Source organism: Lysinibacillus sp. A1, from assembly GCF_000801965.1.
In the GTDB taxonomy this organism is placed as follows: Bacteria; Bacillota; Bacilli; order Bacillales_A; family Planococcaceae; genus Lysinibacillus; species Lysinibacillus fusiformis.
The window spans coordinates 188,694-203,287 of the sequence record NZ_JSZM01000012.1; the positions used below are offsets into that span (position 1 = coordinate 188,694).

Consider the following 14,594-nt stretch of genomic DNA (forward strand, 5'->3'; position numbering starts at 1 on the left):
TTTGAGACAACTTTTTAATCATGTGGATAAAAAAATCTCAAACATACATAAAAGGACGATAGACAATGCCTTGTCTATCGTCCTTCTTGTATTACGAATTATTATTTTTTAGAAATAGTTGCTGCCATGTTCATCATAGCATTCGTTAAATCTTGCTTATCATTATCGTGAATCGTTAATTTTGTAATGAGACCATCATTTTCAAAAACAACCCCGATTACTTTCTCTGTGTCAAAGTCTACAACATAACCTTCAATATTTTGAACATCCTTGAATGCAGCTAATTCATCAGTAGTTAAAGCTACTGTTTCACCTACAGCATTCATATAATCTTGCATAGCTGTTTTTACTTCAGTAAAGCTTGATTGTGATGCCTCAATTGTTTCAATACGCATAAACACTTCGTCATCATCATTAGAAACTAGCATATCTTTACCTGGCTCTTCTTGCGTTAATGTGAATCCTGGAAGTTGCTGTAGCTTATAGCTTTGGTCAACACTTTTAGATTCAGTTGCCTTTTCTGTTTTATCTACACCATTTTGTTTGTAAGTCACATCTTGTTGAGGCTGTTTAGAAGCATCCTCAGTATTTGTTTCATTTGATGCAGGTGTATCTGTATTCTCTTCCTCTTGTGCTTCACCTGCTGTTTCATCGCCAGATGGTTTTTGATCGGCAGCAGTATCAGACGGCTCATTTTGTTGAGTATCTGAACCCTCTGTTTTTTCAGAGGTATTACAACCTACTACTAGTACTGCTGTTAATAATAATGCAAGAATTGAAAATAATTTTTTTTGCATAAAAAACCCTCCTTTTCTAAATTAAACGTTAGTAAAGCTAAAATGTTTCCAAATAATAATGTTATGATGTTAAAGGTAACACTAAAAATAATAATAGTACAAAAACAACATGAGCTACAATAACAAGTGGCATACTTCTCTTCCATTCATACAAGAAGCCCCAAATAATACTTGTCACCAGTGCAGCAACCACGCCTAAAATAAAACCACTGAGGGCAATGGAGATTGCACATAAAACTGCCGTCACTAGGATAGCCAGAGTAGGGCGCATAAAGCGTTTTAATTGTTGCTGAATATAACCACGCCAAAATAATTCTTCGCCGATGGCAACAATAAAAACAAGTAATGCATAGTGCCAAATATTTTGCGGTCCATAGTTTGTTAAAAATTTATGAACTGATTGTACTAAGTTATTATTAATAAATGGAGCAAGCCAATAACCGAAGCGAATAATACCATATGTGATGGTACCGTATCCAATCCCAAAGAGTAAAAATTGCCATGTGGGTAATTGATCTTCAATAGAACCAGCTAATATGGCAATGGCAATACATACTAGTAAGGTAAATGCATACATGTACCAAAATACTGCTTGGTTAGCAAAGGTAAAGGCAAGCATGCCATAAACGAATAATAGAGAAAGGAGTAATAGTACTGTTTGTTTTGAATTTGTTAGCATATACGACCTCCATGCTTTAATTTTATCAAAAAAAAAGCCCCATATCATCTATAAAGACAAATAGGGACTATTCAGACTATTAAGCTTCATTCGTATATAAAATTTTGTAACGTTTATGATTGACGACCGTTTTCTCTTCAATTTCAAGGGAATCAAAATTCTCCATATATGTTAAGTTAACGATCACCGAATTTTCATTTACCTTTTCGACAATACCTTGGAGACCATTTTTAAACTCGATAATATTTCCAACTTCAGCTATTTTCACAGACAGTCAGCTCCTTCATCGACTAATAATATACAGTTTGCACGAAAAAATGGTAAACGTAAAGCTTTTTTTAAATAATTCATAATTTATTACACAAAAGATGAAAAGAAAGGAATAAAACTAATGGAAAGATACGAAAATATGCTTAAACAATTACAAAATGGGGAAATAGGAAGTATTGAAATTCAAAAGGAAGATTTTTACGAATTTCGAGAAATTCTTGTAGCGCATCCTTTATTTAAACATTTCAGAGGTGAGGCCAAGCAAAATGGACGAATTATCTATACTTATAACGAAATACCTAGGAGTTAATTTGTCGAACATTGTCGTAAGTTAATGCTGTAAGAAATGAAATATAAATGTATAATAATGGTATGATTATTTGTGTGTGGAGGGTTGTATGAATGGTCAATCTACTCTTGAAACAAATGGAACAAACTCGTGAGTTGATGATTCGCTCTGGTGTTGAAAACGGGTTACAAAATGCAAAAACCATTCAACTGAGTCGCAGATTAGACCAGTTAATGAATACCTATTATAGACAGACAGCATTTGATGAAGAAAAAGACCAAGACGAATAAAAAGATTGTTCCAGTATTCAGAGTAATAACATTTTAAAAATAGATGTTTAAAATGCATTTTAATGGGGAATAACTTACTATGAACACAGCAACATTCTCATTTCCCCCTTTAGAGCAGTGATCCCCCAATCACTTGCTCTCTTTTTTTTTGCTTATTCGGTATATATGCAAGTTATCTAATTATTAGTACAAGTTATAGGAAGAGTTTGAATTATTTTATTTATTCGCCTAAACTGAAAACATCAAGTCACGTAGGTGAAAGAATCCTAACTTTTATAACAAAGGAGTATATACATATGAAAAAGCAACGTATTGCATTTATCGGAACTGGTGTAATGGGGACAAGTATTATTAAACACTTATTGAAAAATGACCATGAGGTGACGGTGTACACTCGTACTAAAGAAAAAGCAGAGCCGCTAGTAGCTTTAGGAGCATCATGGGCTAGTTCGCCAGCAGAAGCATTTAAACATCAAGACATTGCATTTACAATGGTTGGCTACCCCTCAGATGTTGAAGAGGTTTATTTTGGAGATAATGGCCTTTTCAAAACAGCTGAACCTGGCAACCTTATCATTGATATGACGACTTCAGAGCCATCTTTGGCCAAAAAAATATATGAGCATGCACAAACTATTGGTGTAGATTCTTTAGATGCACCTGTTTCAGGTGGTGATATCGGTGCGCAAAATGGTACATTGTCGATTATGGTCGGTGGCGGTTTAACAACTTACGATAAGGCTTTACCGCTGATGAAGCATTTCGGAGAAAATATCGTTTATCAAGGTGAGGCAGGGGCTGGTCAACATGCAAAGATGTGCAATCAAATTGCCATAGCTGCAGGCATGATTGGGGTATGCGAATCACTTGCATACGGTCTCAAAGCAGGGCTAGATTTACCAACCGTACTGCAGTCCATTGCATCAGGTGCGGCAGGTTCTTGGTCTCTAAGTAATTTGGCACCACGCATGATCAAAGAAGACTTTGCACCAGGTTTTTATATCAAACATTTTGTGAAGGATATGAAAATAGCTTTGGATGAATCCAAGAAAATGGGGATTACATTGCCAGGATTGGCATTAGCCTATGAAATGTATGAAAAATTGATCGAAGAGGGCTATGGTGATAATGGTACACAGGCTCTTCTTCAACGCTATAAATAATAAAAATCCTATTTGGATAAAACAGAACCTGAAGTTTCTTCATTTTGGAGAGACTTCAGGTTTTTTTGTTATTCTTTTCCAAAAAGTTGGGCGTCTAATGAAAAACTAGAAGCACCAGCTAGAGTGAAGTATAGTGCAATTGCACCCAAGGCTAAATCTAATTCGTATCCGGCTAAACCATCAGCTCCAATAAAGCCAATACTTAGCTTAGCTGTGAAAATGGCTACAATCATAGTCATTGTTAGTAATGCGCCAAAAATTCTTGTTGCTAAACCTAAAATAAGGGCAATACCTCCCACTAACTCAATAATTGCAACGATATACGCCATAAATCCTGGGATACCTAAACTAACAAAGAAGTCTGCCGTATAGCTAATGCCTCCTTGAAATTTTTGAAAACCATGCACCGCAAAAATAATGCCGAGAACGACACGTAAAATAGTTGAACCAATGTTTTGCATTATAAAATATCTCCTTTTTCTTTAACTTACAATTCGTAACTTAGTTTATTTTTAAAAATAGCTTTTGTCAAGTAACTAAATGTGTTTTAAGAACTGAATATTGAAAGAAGTGTTATAATGTTGTATATGAACTACTAACAATGGAGGCTTGTAACGTGGATCAAAAAAAAATTTGTCCTCGATTTGAAAAGGCGCTCAAAATAGTCAATCATCGCTGGAATACTTTACTCATTTTTCAATTATTAGATGGTCCTCAGCGGTATTCAGTTATTAAAAATCAGTTAAATATAAGCAGCCGCGTATTAACTGAGCGATTAAAGGAGCTAGAAATCGAGGAAATTGTATTACGTACTGTCATTCCTTCTACCCCAGTCATCATTGAGTATGAACTTACTGAAAAGGGATACGCACTTGCACCCGTACTAAAAGCAATTGAACAATGGTCTTCTGAATGGGTAGCAATAACAGAAGAATAATAAAAAAGATATTCAAGCGAGGGGGCTTGGATATCTTTTTTTGATTGAGAAGGCATTATTTATCGATCTTTTAGCAGTTATGTTTCAATGAATTTACTGTTATATTGTAAATAATATTAATTTTCTTTAAAAAAAGGAATTTTTCATTACGGAAAGAAATTAATTGATTATTATAGAGAATGTAAGGGAGGGTTTTATGAAAAAGAGTTCAGCAATAGACGTCCAGCATCGAAGTCAGTTAGCGATTTACTTATCATTACCAATACTTTCATGGGCTTTCTATGATTTTGCTAATACAATTTTTTCTTCAAATATTAATACGATTTTTTTCCCGTTTTATATGGATGAGGTATTAGGAACAAATGAAGTTATGCAACAAGTAGCTAGTACATTTATTTCGTATGCGAATGCCATTGCTAGCTTATTACTTGTAGTATTTTCTCCACTTTTTGGAGTGTGGATTGATAATACTGGCTATAAAAAAAGATTTATTGTCTGGTTTGCTTCTATTTCCATTCTTTTTACTTTTATGATGGGGATATTTGCGGATCTACAGATAACCACTCATTACTCAGGCGTACCCCTTAGTTTATTTTTAGTCGTGGCAAGTTTTGTCATTGCAAAGTTCTTCTTTAATTCAAGTTTAGTATTCTATGATTCTATGATGGCAGATTTAGGAACGAAAGAAGAAATGCCACTTATTTCTGGCTATGGCGTTGCAATTGGGTATTTGGGTACACTTTTTGGTCTTCTCGTTTATTTGTATGTAGGCAACAGTGATTTTCATCGTGCATTTATTCCTACGGCAATTTTATATTTATTATTTTCACTGCCTTTATTTTTGATCAATAAAGATACGCCAATTCCAAAAGCACAGAGGAAGTCTTTAAAATTTTTAGATGGCTATAAAGAAATTATTCAAACCTTTAAGGATATGAAGCAATATAAGGCGATCTTTACTTTTATGATTGCTTATTTCTTTTTGAATGATGCTATCGCTACTACGATTGCAATGATGGCCGTTTACGCGACGGCTATTGTCGGTTTTAGCTCAGGTCAATTTATCATTCTTTATTTAGTCTCTACTGTATCCACGATAATTGGGTCTTTGGCATTTGGCTATATTACAAAATCAGTAGGCGCTAAACGCGCGATTACTATGGTAGCCCTCATTATGATTGTCGCTTTAGTGTTTGCTGTATTTGCGACAGCACAATGGATGTTTTGGCTGGCAGGTAGTCTTTTTGGTATATCACTTGGCTCTATGTGGGTAACGTCTAGGACCTATATTATTGAATTGTCACCAGATGAGAAACGTGGACAGTTCTTTGGCTTGTTTGCTTTCTCTGGGAAAGTATCATCCATTATTGGTCCAGCCGTATACGGAACAGTTACATTATGGATGAAGGATTACGGTACACTAGCTAGCCGTGTCGCACTATCGACGCTAATCGTAATGACAGTCATTGGCCTATTGGTACATCTAAAAGTTAATGATAAAAATGGAAATAGCAAGTAGGAGAAATGTATTGCCTATGATACAATTGAATTATAAATTGAAGTAAAGAAAGGAGCGGGGTTGCATTGGAACATAAAGGAATATTATTAGAAAGTGGCACAAATGAGCTAGAAATCGTTGAATTTGAAGTAGCTAACAATAAATTTGGTATCAATGTAATTAAAGTAAAAGAAATCATTCAACCGATTCCAGTAACATTTATTCCACACGCGCACCCGCATGTAGAAGGAATCATTCAATTACGAGGTGAAGTATTACCAGTTGTGGATATGCTACGGGTACTTGGAATTCAGAGTACTGAGCGTAACCCGCAACAAAAATATATTGTTGCTGAATTTAATAAGCAACGTGTTGTGTTCCATGTGGATAACGTGACACAAATTCACCGTATATCATGGAATCAAATTGAAAAGCCTTCAGATATGTATCAAGGCGGAACATCACAAGTTATAGGTGTTATTAAACAAAACGAGCAAATGATTCTACTACTCGATTTCGAAAGAATTATGGTGGATATTAATCCTGAATCGGGCATAAGTGTGGAATCTGTTAAAAAGCTGGGCAAACGTGAACGTACCGGTAAACGTATTTTAATTGCAGAGGATTCACCATTATTACGGAAGTTATTATTTGATACGATGAACGAAGCAGGCTATGACAATGTAGAGTTCTTTGAAAATGGCCGAGATGCATATGAATACTTAGAAGGAATTGCGAAGAGCGGTAGTGATATCGCAGAACATATTCAATTAGTCGTAACAGATATTGAAATGCCACAAATGGATGGGCATCATTTGACAAGAAAAATCAAAGAGCATCCTGATCTTCAAAAACTTCCAGTTATCATATTCTCAAGTCTAATTACGGATGACCTTCGTCATAAAGGTGATCAGGTAGGAGCAGAAGATCAAATTAGTAAGCCAGAAATTGCAGAGCTCATCCTACGTGTTGACCAATTAATTCTGTAATAGTTGTGCTTTACATGATACTTCACAATTTTAATAATGGGTATCCTGAAAGTATAAATAAATGAAAGTAAAGTCGGATGCCTTTAAAGTATCCGACTTTTTGTATAGGTCTACATATTGTGAACAAAATAATCAGAAGATGCTTGAAGGATGTGATTATTTGAATGAACTTAAAACAGCCATTATTGATATCGGCTCCAATACTATTCGTTTAGTGTTATATCAGTACAACAATGAAGAGGGACTCCATGAACTAGGCAATATTAAAACGGTGGCACGTTTACGTACATATATACAACCCTCTGGTGAGATGTCTGAAGAAGGAATCCATGTGTTAGCCGAGACATTACAAACATTTAAAGCGATGTTAGAAGATTTTGAAGTGACAGATGTGAAAGCGGCGGCAACGGCTGCTATCCGCCAAGCGTCTAATCGTGACCAAATAATTGCAGAAATGAAAGTACGAACTGGTATTCAAATTGAGCTTTTATCAGAAGAAGAAGAAGCATATTTTGGATTTGTAGCTGTTGCTTATTCCAGTGGAACCAAATCGGGAGTTACGATTGATATTGGTGGTGGTAGTACCGAAATTACGCTGTTTGAAAATAAAGAAATTCAGCAATCACATAGCTTTCCATTCGGGACAGTTTCTTTAAAGCAACGTTTTGTGAAGGGCGACATCATGAATAGCGGTGAAAGGAAGGAGCTTATTGCCTTTATAAAAGAGCAATTTCAAACATTATCATGGATTCAAAATAGTGGTTTACCAATTATTGCAATTGGGGGGAGTGCACGTAATATTGCACAGATTCATCAACAAAAACATGATTATCCCATTGCTAGTGTCCATGGATACGAAATGACAGAAGAAAATTTAGAAGAATTAAGCATATTTTTAGGTCAATTAAGCTTCCAAGAATTGAAGCAGCTAGATGGCCTGTCTTCAGACCGAGCTGATATTATTTTACCTGCCTTAGAAGTATTTAGAGTGTTAATGGATACTGTAGGAAGCAAGTCATTTCAGCTTACGAAGAAGGGTTTACGTGAGGGACTGATTATTAAAAAGATTTTGCAAACAGATAGCAATGCCTTTGATAAATATAATGTGTTTGAAGGAAATGCCAGAAGGCTTGCACGACAGTATGGTCGAACTGAAAAAGAGGTTGATTATTTGATGCATTTAGCTGATCAATTGTATCGCGAATGTTGTCATTTAGGCTATTTACCATATAATGCAGGAGATTTGGAGTTAATAAGAAAAGCAGCGAAGGTTTTTAATATTGGTGAATATATCGAATTAAGCTCTGCAAGCCAACACACCTTTTATTTGATTGCGAATCAATCTATTGATGGTTTAAATCACCCAGAAAGAGTCAAGCTAGCCCTTTTAGCCTCTTATAAAAACAAAGATTATTTTCAACGATTTGCTGCCCCGTTCTCCACTTGGATGAATCGTGAGGACTATCGAAAAATACGAGACTTTGGAGCGTTATTAAAATTTGTCTATGCTTTAAATGTCTCAAAGCGAAATGTTGTACATGCAATTGATATGCATCCAGAGGAAGATTATGTACAGCTCAATATTTATGTAAAGAACAATGCAGCAGCTGAAAAGTATCAAGCTAATCGACATAAAAAACATTTAGAGCGAGCATTAAAAATCCCAATGACAATCAATTTTATTGAAGAAGGATGGAATACGGATGACAACTGAAATAACTAATAAAGAGCTGAATGAGGAAGAGTTTTTAAAAAATCATAGTCAATTATTAGAGGAGATTGCGAAGCCTCAGTACTATAATAATCGAGAGTTAAGCTGGCTTGCTTTTAATGAACGTGTATTAGAGGAAGCGGAGGATGTAAATAATCCTCTGCTCGAACGTTTGAAATTTTTAGCTATATTTAGCTCAAATCTCGATGAGTTTTTTATGGTACGTGTTGCTGGCTTACAAGATCAAGTTCGCGCAGGGTTCCATAAAGCTGAAAATAAATCTGGGTTAACACCAAAGGAACAATTAGCTAAAATTGCAGAACGTACACAGGCTTTAGTGCGTCGACAAACTGAAGTATACCGCCATTTAATCTATGATTTATTACCACAGCATAATGTACATATTGCAGACATGAAAGATTTAAATAGCACACAAAAAGCTTTTATTAATGAAATGTTTGCAGAAACTATTTTCCCAGTTCTAACACCTGTAGCAGTAGATGCGTATCGTCCATTCCCTACATTGCTAGGGAAAACACTTAATTTACTTGTCCTTTTAGAGCAGGATGAATCGGATCTTGAAAGTCGCGAAAGAGTCGCAATCGTTCAAGTGCCATCTGTTTTAGATCGTTATATTAAAGTGCCCACTGAAGAAGGTAAAACGGTCGTTGTATTGTTGGAAGATGTCATTGTAGCGCATATTGAAAAATTATTTTATGGCTATAGCGTAAAATCAGCGCAAGCCTTCCGTTTAACAAGGAATGCAGATTTAACGATCCATGAAGAGGGCGCAAGGGATCTTCTCGTTGAAATTGAAAAAGAATTGAAGAAGCGTAAATGGGGAGTAGGAAGCCGTTTAGAAGTTCGAGTTGGAGAAATGAATGAGGAAGTACTTCTCTACTTATTAGATGAATTTGAAATTGAAGAAAATGACGTTTTCCATATTGATGGACCTTTAGATTTAACCTTTATGTTCTCTTTTGTTAAAGGTATAGCTGTTGGTCGTGAACATCTGGAATATGAAAGTTTTATTCCACAGCCACCTTTAGATTTACAATCCGATGAAAATATTTTTGAAAAAGCATTAACACAAGATATCTTTTTCCATCATCCATATGAATCATTTGCACCAATCGTTGATTTTATCTCTGAGGCAGCTGTAAATCCCAATGTCTTAGCAATCAAACAAACATTATATCGAGTAAGTGGTAATTCACCGATTATTCAAGCACTGAAACTTGCAGCAGAAAATGGTAAACAAGTAACAGTTTTAGTTGAATTAAAGGCCAGATTCGATGAAGAAAATAATGTGCATTGGGCAAAACAGCTAGAACAAGCAGGCTGTCTTGTTATTTATGGGATGAACAATTTAAAGACACACTCCAAAATCACATTAGTCGTAAGTCGTCGAAATGGCAAAATTGAACGCTTTGTTCATCTTGGTACAGGAAATTATAATGATGCCACTGCAAAAATTTACACGGATATGGGCATAATAACGACAGATAAAGAATTTGGTATTGATGCGACAAACTTCTTTAACTATTTAAGTGGCTATACAGAAAAACCTACATTTAATCACTTAGTCGTGGCACCTTTTGATATTCGAGATGAATTTATTCGATTAATGGATGAAGAAATTGCTTGTCATAAAAAATACGGGAATGGTTTTATTCGAACTAAAATGAATTCATTGACAGACAAAGATCTAATGATGAAGTTATATGAGGCTTCGATTGCTGGTGTAAAGGTGGAGCTCATCATACGTGGTATTTGCTGTATTAGACCTGGTATCCCTGGCATTAGTGAAAATATTACAGTAACAAGTATTGTCGGTCGTTTCCTTGAACACTCCCGAATTTATTGGTTCCATCATAATGGAGAGAATAGAGTATATTTATCTTCAGCTGATATGATGACACGCAATATGATTAAACGTGTAGAAATTTTATTCCCTGTATATGCAAATGAAGCAAAAACTCGTATTATTGACATTATGAATACACAATTAATGGATACTGCTAAGGCTCGTATTCAAGATTCCAATGGTAAGTATCATTATAAAGATTTTGATCGTAGTGAAGATCCATTGAATAGCCAGGAGATTTTCTTACAAGATGCATTAAAGCCTACGCTAGACGAAGAATAGAGCAAACACGATACTTAGTGAGGGATAGAATGAAAAATTATAGAGAGAGTGTAGCGCCATTTGCAGATTATCAACAACTCATTCAAATGAATCCGTTTGACGCAGTCATTTGTTTGAGAAAAGTTGATAAAAAGGTGTTCGAGGTCGTTGATTTTAATGATAAGTTATTATCATTTATGGAGCTGCAAGATAAAGCAGCGACGAACGCTGAACGTTTTTTTACCAAGCAATGCTGGCTGCAGTTGTCGAATTTTCTAAACGAAGAAGACCATACACAGCATGTCCTGAAATTAGGTACCGGTTATTATGAACGAGCATTTGCTATTCATGTACAACATTTTTCTAAATCCATGGTTGCGGTTATTTTGAGAGAAACACAGATAGAAGATAAACCTTATTTACAATACGTGGAACAACATGTGAGTCCTGTGCTAACGGTCGATTTACAAGGCCGAATTATTCATCAAAACATGGCCGTTACGTCAGCACTTTCTAGAGAGCAGCAATGTCTAATGGGACGAGATATTTTTTCATTATTGGAAAGTAAGTATATGAAAGAATTTAAATTATTATTTGCTAAAACTATTGAAGGCTCAGCTTTTGGTATGCCGAAATGCTTGTTTAAGAACCAATTGCTAAGTAAAGAGCCTTTTTACTTAAGAACACACCCTACCTATTATAATGGTGAGGTTATAGGTGTCCATTTATTTGTAAAAGATGCAAATTCATTTATGAATGATCATGAGGCATTTTATTACCTAGCGCTAATGGATGAATTAACAGGTATTTGGAATCGTAAGGCATTCAAGGAGCATTGGCTACATCATCTAAACGACAAGAAACAAGAGCATAAGCAAGCAGCCCTTATTTTAGTGGATATAGATCGTTTTAAAAAATTTAATGAATCCCTAGGTGAAAGTAAGGGGGATGAGCTTATGCGTATGTTTAGCCAAAGGCTTAATGAACTGTGCTATTCAAAATGTGCCCTTTTTCGTTATAACAGCGATGAGTTTATCTTTGTACTAAAAGATGCGACTATTCAAAAAATTGAACATACCGCTAATGCCATTTTGGAAGTTTTAAAGCAGCCATTTATGATAGAAGGACAGGAATATTTTATTAGTGTTTCAATCGGTATCTCCCTTAGTCCAGCAGATGGCAAGGATTTAGAGACACTTGTAAGGAAGGCTGATAAGGCGTTATTTTCTGTTAAAGAGCATGGACGATCTCACTATCGTTATTATCGTGAAGATATGACGGCAATTTTCCCAAATGAAGCTTTAATGGAAGCACATTTACGACGTGCTATTGAATTTAATGAACTTAGTTTGCATCTCCAGCCACAGATGGACCTAACAAATAATAGCATCAATAGCTTTGAAGCTTTATTGCGATGGAATAACCGTAAATTTGGTTTTGTGTCACCTGCACAATTTATTCCTATTGCGGAGGCTTCAGGATTAATTATTGAAATTGGTGATTGGATTATTGACGAGGTTTGTCGTCATCAAAATGAATGGCAATCGAAAGGGTATCGTCCTGTAAGAATAGCCATCAATATATCACCAAAACAGTTCAGAAAAGAAAACTTCGCACGAAAAATAAAAGCGGCATTAAAGAAATACGAGGTACCTCCAGAACTTCTGGAGGTAGAGATTACCGAAAGCTCTATGACAAATGTTCATGAGACATTTTCGATTCTTACGGAATTGAAGCAATTAGGGGTTTATGTGTCAGTAGATGACTTTGGAACAGGCTATTCTTCATTAAGCTATCTAAAGCGTTATCCAATCGATATTATAAAAATCGATCAATCGTTTATTAGAGATATCGCTAAAGATGACAAAAATGAGGCCATCATTAAAGCCATCATTTCGATGTCTCATAACCTAGGGCTAGAGGTAATTGCCGAAGGAATCGAAGAGCCCACACAAGTTGATTTTCTTAAACGTCATCATTGTCAAAAGGGACAAGGTTATTTGTATAATAAACCTTTACCCGTTGAAACAATTGTTCAGAAATATTTCGTCAGCTAGTTAAAAAGTAGCACTCATCATCATAGGATGAAGTGCTACTTTTTTATTTGACGCTTTTGAGGCCGTTTAACACAATAGCTGTAAATCGATTCATCTCAGCGGCCAAGTCAAAGTCTTCACCGTGAATTAACCAATCATAAACATTGGCACGCATACAACGTTGTATGATGGCTTGCACTTCATGAGCTGATACATCATGTCTTAGTTCACCTTGTTGTAGCCCTTCCTCAATATATGTATTCATTATTTGAAAAATCCTGCGCTCGGGATTAATTAAGTAATGATCCTGTTTTACCTGATTTGTCATTGCAGCAGTATACACAGTGCGTAACAGGTCCTTTCCTACAACATTCGTTAAGTATTTCATTTGTTCTTGATAGACGAATAAAATTTTTTCACTTGCCGGTAATGTAGGGTTGATATTTTTTTCTACAGTGCTATAAAAATGATCCAGTTCTTTAAACTTTTCTAAAATAACATCATATTTAGATGGGAAATGTGTATAAAATGTACCCTTTGAGACATGACAAGCCTTTGTAATTTGTTCGACAGTAACATGTTCAAATCCGAATTTATTGAATAAATCTAATGATGTTTTTAATAATTTATCACGAGTTTCTAATGCCTTCTTTTGTCTGTTAGTTAGAGATTCCATAGTGGCAGATTACCTCCGATAGTAAGTATTGTAAAATATTTTTTAAATTAAAAATTCTGAAAATATAAAATTTTTAATTGACGAGATGGATTTATTTTGATTATGATTTAATTGACCACAGTCACTGACCGAGGTCATTAAAGGTATCTCGTTATTAATGTTACGATAAAAAACTGTAGTTGGCTAGTGACCATCCAGCACTATTGCTGAATTTTCAAGGATTGGGGGATATCCAAATGAATAGAAAATTAGGTTTTATCGGGTTAGGAAATATGGGGTTACCAATGTCTATTAACTTATTAAAGGCAAACAATGAGGTGTATGGCTTTGATACAAATGTGGAGGCAGTGGAGCTATTTACAGAAGCTGGCGGTATAGGTCTTGCATCAGCAAAGGATGTTGCAATGCAATGTGATGTGATAATGACTAGCCTACCAACTCCTCAAATTGTAGAAATGGTGTATTTATCAAAGGAGGGCATTATACATCATGCTAAGAAAGGTGCCTTACTTATTGACTTTAGTACGGTCAATCCCGACTTAAATGATTCGTTACATATAGAAGCAAGTACGTTGGGATTACGATATTTAGGGGCACCTGTAAGTGGAGGGGTCATAGGAGCTGTAAATGCTACCCTAACGATAATGGTCGGTGGTGACAAGGACGATTATGATAGTGCAAGTGAAATACTCAGAATAGTTGGAAAAAACATCTATCATCTAGGTTTATCCTCAAGTGTAGGTACACGTCTTAAATTATTAAATAATCTAATGATTGGGTTTTACACAGAGGCTGTAGCTGAAACGATTGTGCTTGGTGAAAAAATGGGGATTGATGCGGATACGCTGTATGAAGTATTAAGTAATAGCTACGGTCAAAGTCGGATTTATGAGCGTAACTATGAGGAATATATAAAAAATAATAATTATACACCTGGTTTTTCAACGAATCTATTATTGAAAGATTTGAAGTTAGCAAAGGGCATGGCTGATGAAGCTGGTGTATCTCTACGTATTGGGGAAAAATTGGTGGATCTTTATAGTGAGATTGCTCAGCAGGGCTATGGTGAAAATGATATGTCTGCAGCTTATTTAAGCTTAAAGGATACATGTAAAATAAAACAATTATAAG

The 14,594-nt window shown here is 35.4% G+C and carries 15 protein-coding genes; 10 read left to right on the forward strand and 5 right to left on the reverse strand.

What is annotated here, in order from left to right; all coding sequences use genetic code 11:
- Window positions 1–101 precede the first annotated feature (101 nt).
- From PI85_RS10425 to PI85_RS10435, 3 genes are all read right to left on the reverse strand, one after another.
- Entirely contained in the window at window positions 102–797 is a 696-nt protein-coding gene (locus tag PI85_RS10425; protein ID WP_036123509.1) for a hypothetical protein, read from the reverse strand.
- 61 nt (window positions 798–858) lie between these two features.
- The gene (locus PI85_RS10430) at window positions 859–1,476 is read right to left on the reverse strand and encodes a CPBP family intramembrane glutamic endopeptidase (RefSeq protein ID WP_036123513.1); all 618 of its coding nucleotides are present in this window, start codon (window positions 1,474–1,476) and stop codon (window positions 859–861) included.
- A gap of 79 nt (window positions 1,477–1,555) precedes the next feature.
- Window positions 1,556–1,744, reverse strand: a complete 189-nt coding sequence (locus PI85_RS10435) for a DUF2187 family protein (RefSeq protein ID WP_004224583.1) — start codon at window positions 1,742–1,744, stop codon at window positions 1,556–1,558.
- Window positions 1,745–1,867: 123 nt separating this feature from the next.
- Here PI85_RS10435 and PI85_RS10440 point away from each other — a divergent pair, with 123 nt between their 5' ends.
- The 3 genes from PI85_RS10440 to PI85_RS10445 all read left to right on the forward strand — a co-directional run bounded on the left by PI85_RS10440 (window position 1,868) and on the right by PI85_RS10445 (window position 3,488).
- On the forward strand, window positions 1,868–2,056 hold the full coding sequence (locus PI85_RS10440; protein WP_036123515.1) for a hypothetical protein: 189 nt from the start codon (window positions 1,868–1,870) through the stop codon (window positions 2,054–2,056).
- 92 nt (window positions 2,057–2,148) lie between these two features.
- Complete coding sequence (locus PI85_RS23895; RefSeq protein ID WP_008174142.1) at window positions 2,149–2,325, forward strand: aspartyl-phosphate phosphatase Spo0E family protein; 177 nt, start codon at window positions 2,149–2,151, stop codon at window positions 2,323–2,325.
- 296 nt (window positions 2,326–2,621) lie between these two features.
- The gene (locus PI85_RS10445; RefSeq protein WP_036123518.1) at window positions 2,622–3,488 is read left to right on the forward strand and encodes an NAD(P)-dependent oxidoreductase; all 867 of its coding nucleotides are present in this window, start codon (window positions 2,622–2,624) and stop codon (window positions 3,486–3,488) included.
- 68 nt (window positions 3,489–3,556) lie between these two features.
- On the opposite strand, the gene PI85_RS10450 is transcribed toward PI85_RS10445, so the two are convergent.
- Window positions 3,557–3,949, reverse strand: a complete 393-nt coding sequence (locus PI85_RS10450) for a DoxX family protein (protein ID WP_036123521.1) — start codon at window positions 3,947–3,949, stop codon at window positions 3,557–3,559.
- 155 nt (window positions 3,950–4,104) lie between these two features.
- Between PI85_RS10450 and PI85_RS10455 the strand changes: the two genes are divergently transcribed.
- The 6 genes from PI85_RS10455 (at window position 4,105) to PI85_RS10480 (ending at window position 12,808) form a co-directional block, all read left to right on the forward strand.
- Window positions 4,105–4,425, forward strand: coding sequence for a helix-turn-helix domain-containing protein (locus PI85_RS10455; RefSeq protein WP_036123525.1), 321 nt, complete (start codon window positions 4,105–4,107; stop codon window positions 4,423–4,425).
- A gap of 196 nt (window positions 4,426–4,621) precedes the next feature.
- Window positions 4,622–5,944, forward strand: coding sequence for an MFS transporter (locus tag PI85_RS10460; RefSeq protein ID WP_008174138.1), 1,323 nt, complete (start codon window positions 4,622–4,624; stop codon window positions 5,942–5,944).
- A 65-nt stretch (window positions 5,945–6,009) separates the two neighbouring features.
- Window positions 6,010–6,912 carry a chemotaxis protein gene (locus tag PI85_RS10465; RefSeq protein WP_008174137.1) on the forward strand — a complete coding sequence of 301 codons (903 nt, stop codon included), beginning with the start codon at window positions 6,010–6,012 and terminating at the stop codon, window positions 6,910–6,912.
- 160 nt (window positions 6,913–7,072) lie between these two features.
- On the forward strand, window positions 7,073–8,626 hold the full coding sequence (locus PI85_RS10470) for a Ppx/GppA family phosphatase (protein ID WP_036123530.1): 1,554 nt from the start codon (window positions 7,073–7,075) through the stop codon (window positions 8,624–8,626).
- Window positions 8,616–10,772 carry an RNA degradosome polyphosphate kinase gene (locus PI85_RS10475; protein ID WP_036123532.1) on the forward strand — a complete coding sequence of 719 codons (2,157 nt, stop codon included), beginning with the start codon at window positions 8,616–8,618 and terminating at the stop codon, window positions 10,770–10,772. Before PI85_RS10470 ends, PI85_RS10475 begins: the two co-directional genes overlap by 11 nt.
- Before the next feature lie 29 nt (window positions 10,773–10,801).
- Window positions 10,802–12,808 (forward strand): bifunctional diguanylate cyclase/phosphodiesterase, encoded by a 2,007-nt coding sequence (locus PI85_RS10480; RefSeq protein ID WP_036123535.1) that lies wholly within the window; start codon window positions 10,802–10,804, stop codon window positions 12,806–12,808.
- 43 nt (window positions 12,809–12,851) lie between these two features.
- On the opposite strand, the gene PI85_RS10485 is transcribed toward PI85_RS10480, so the two are convergent.
- Window positions 12,852–13,463, reverse strand: coding sequence for a TetR/AcrR family transcriptional regulator (locus PI85_RS10485; protein ID WP_036123539.1), 612 nt, complete (start codon window positions 13,461–13,463; stop codon window positions 12,852–12,854).
- 236 nt (window positions 13,464–13,699) lie between these two features.
- On the opposite strand from PI85_RS10485, the gene PI85_RS10490 reads away from it, so the two are divergent.
- On the forward strand, window positions 13,700–14,593 hold the full coding sequence (locus PI85_RS10490; protein WP_036123542.1) for an NAD(P)-dependent oxidoreductase: 894 nt from the start codon (window positions 13,700–13,702) through the stop codon (window positions 14,591–14,593).
- Window position 14,594 lies beyond the last annotated feature (1 nt).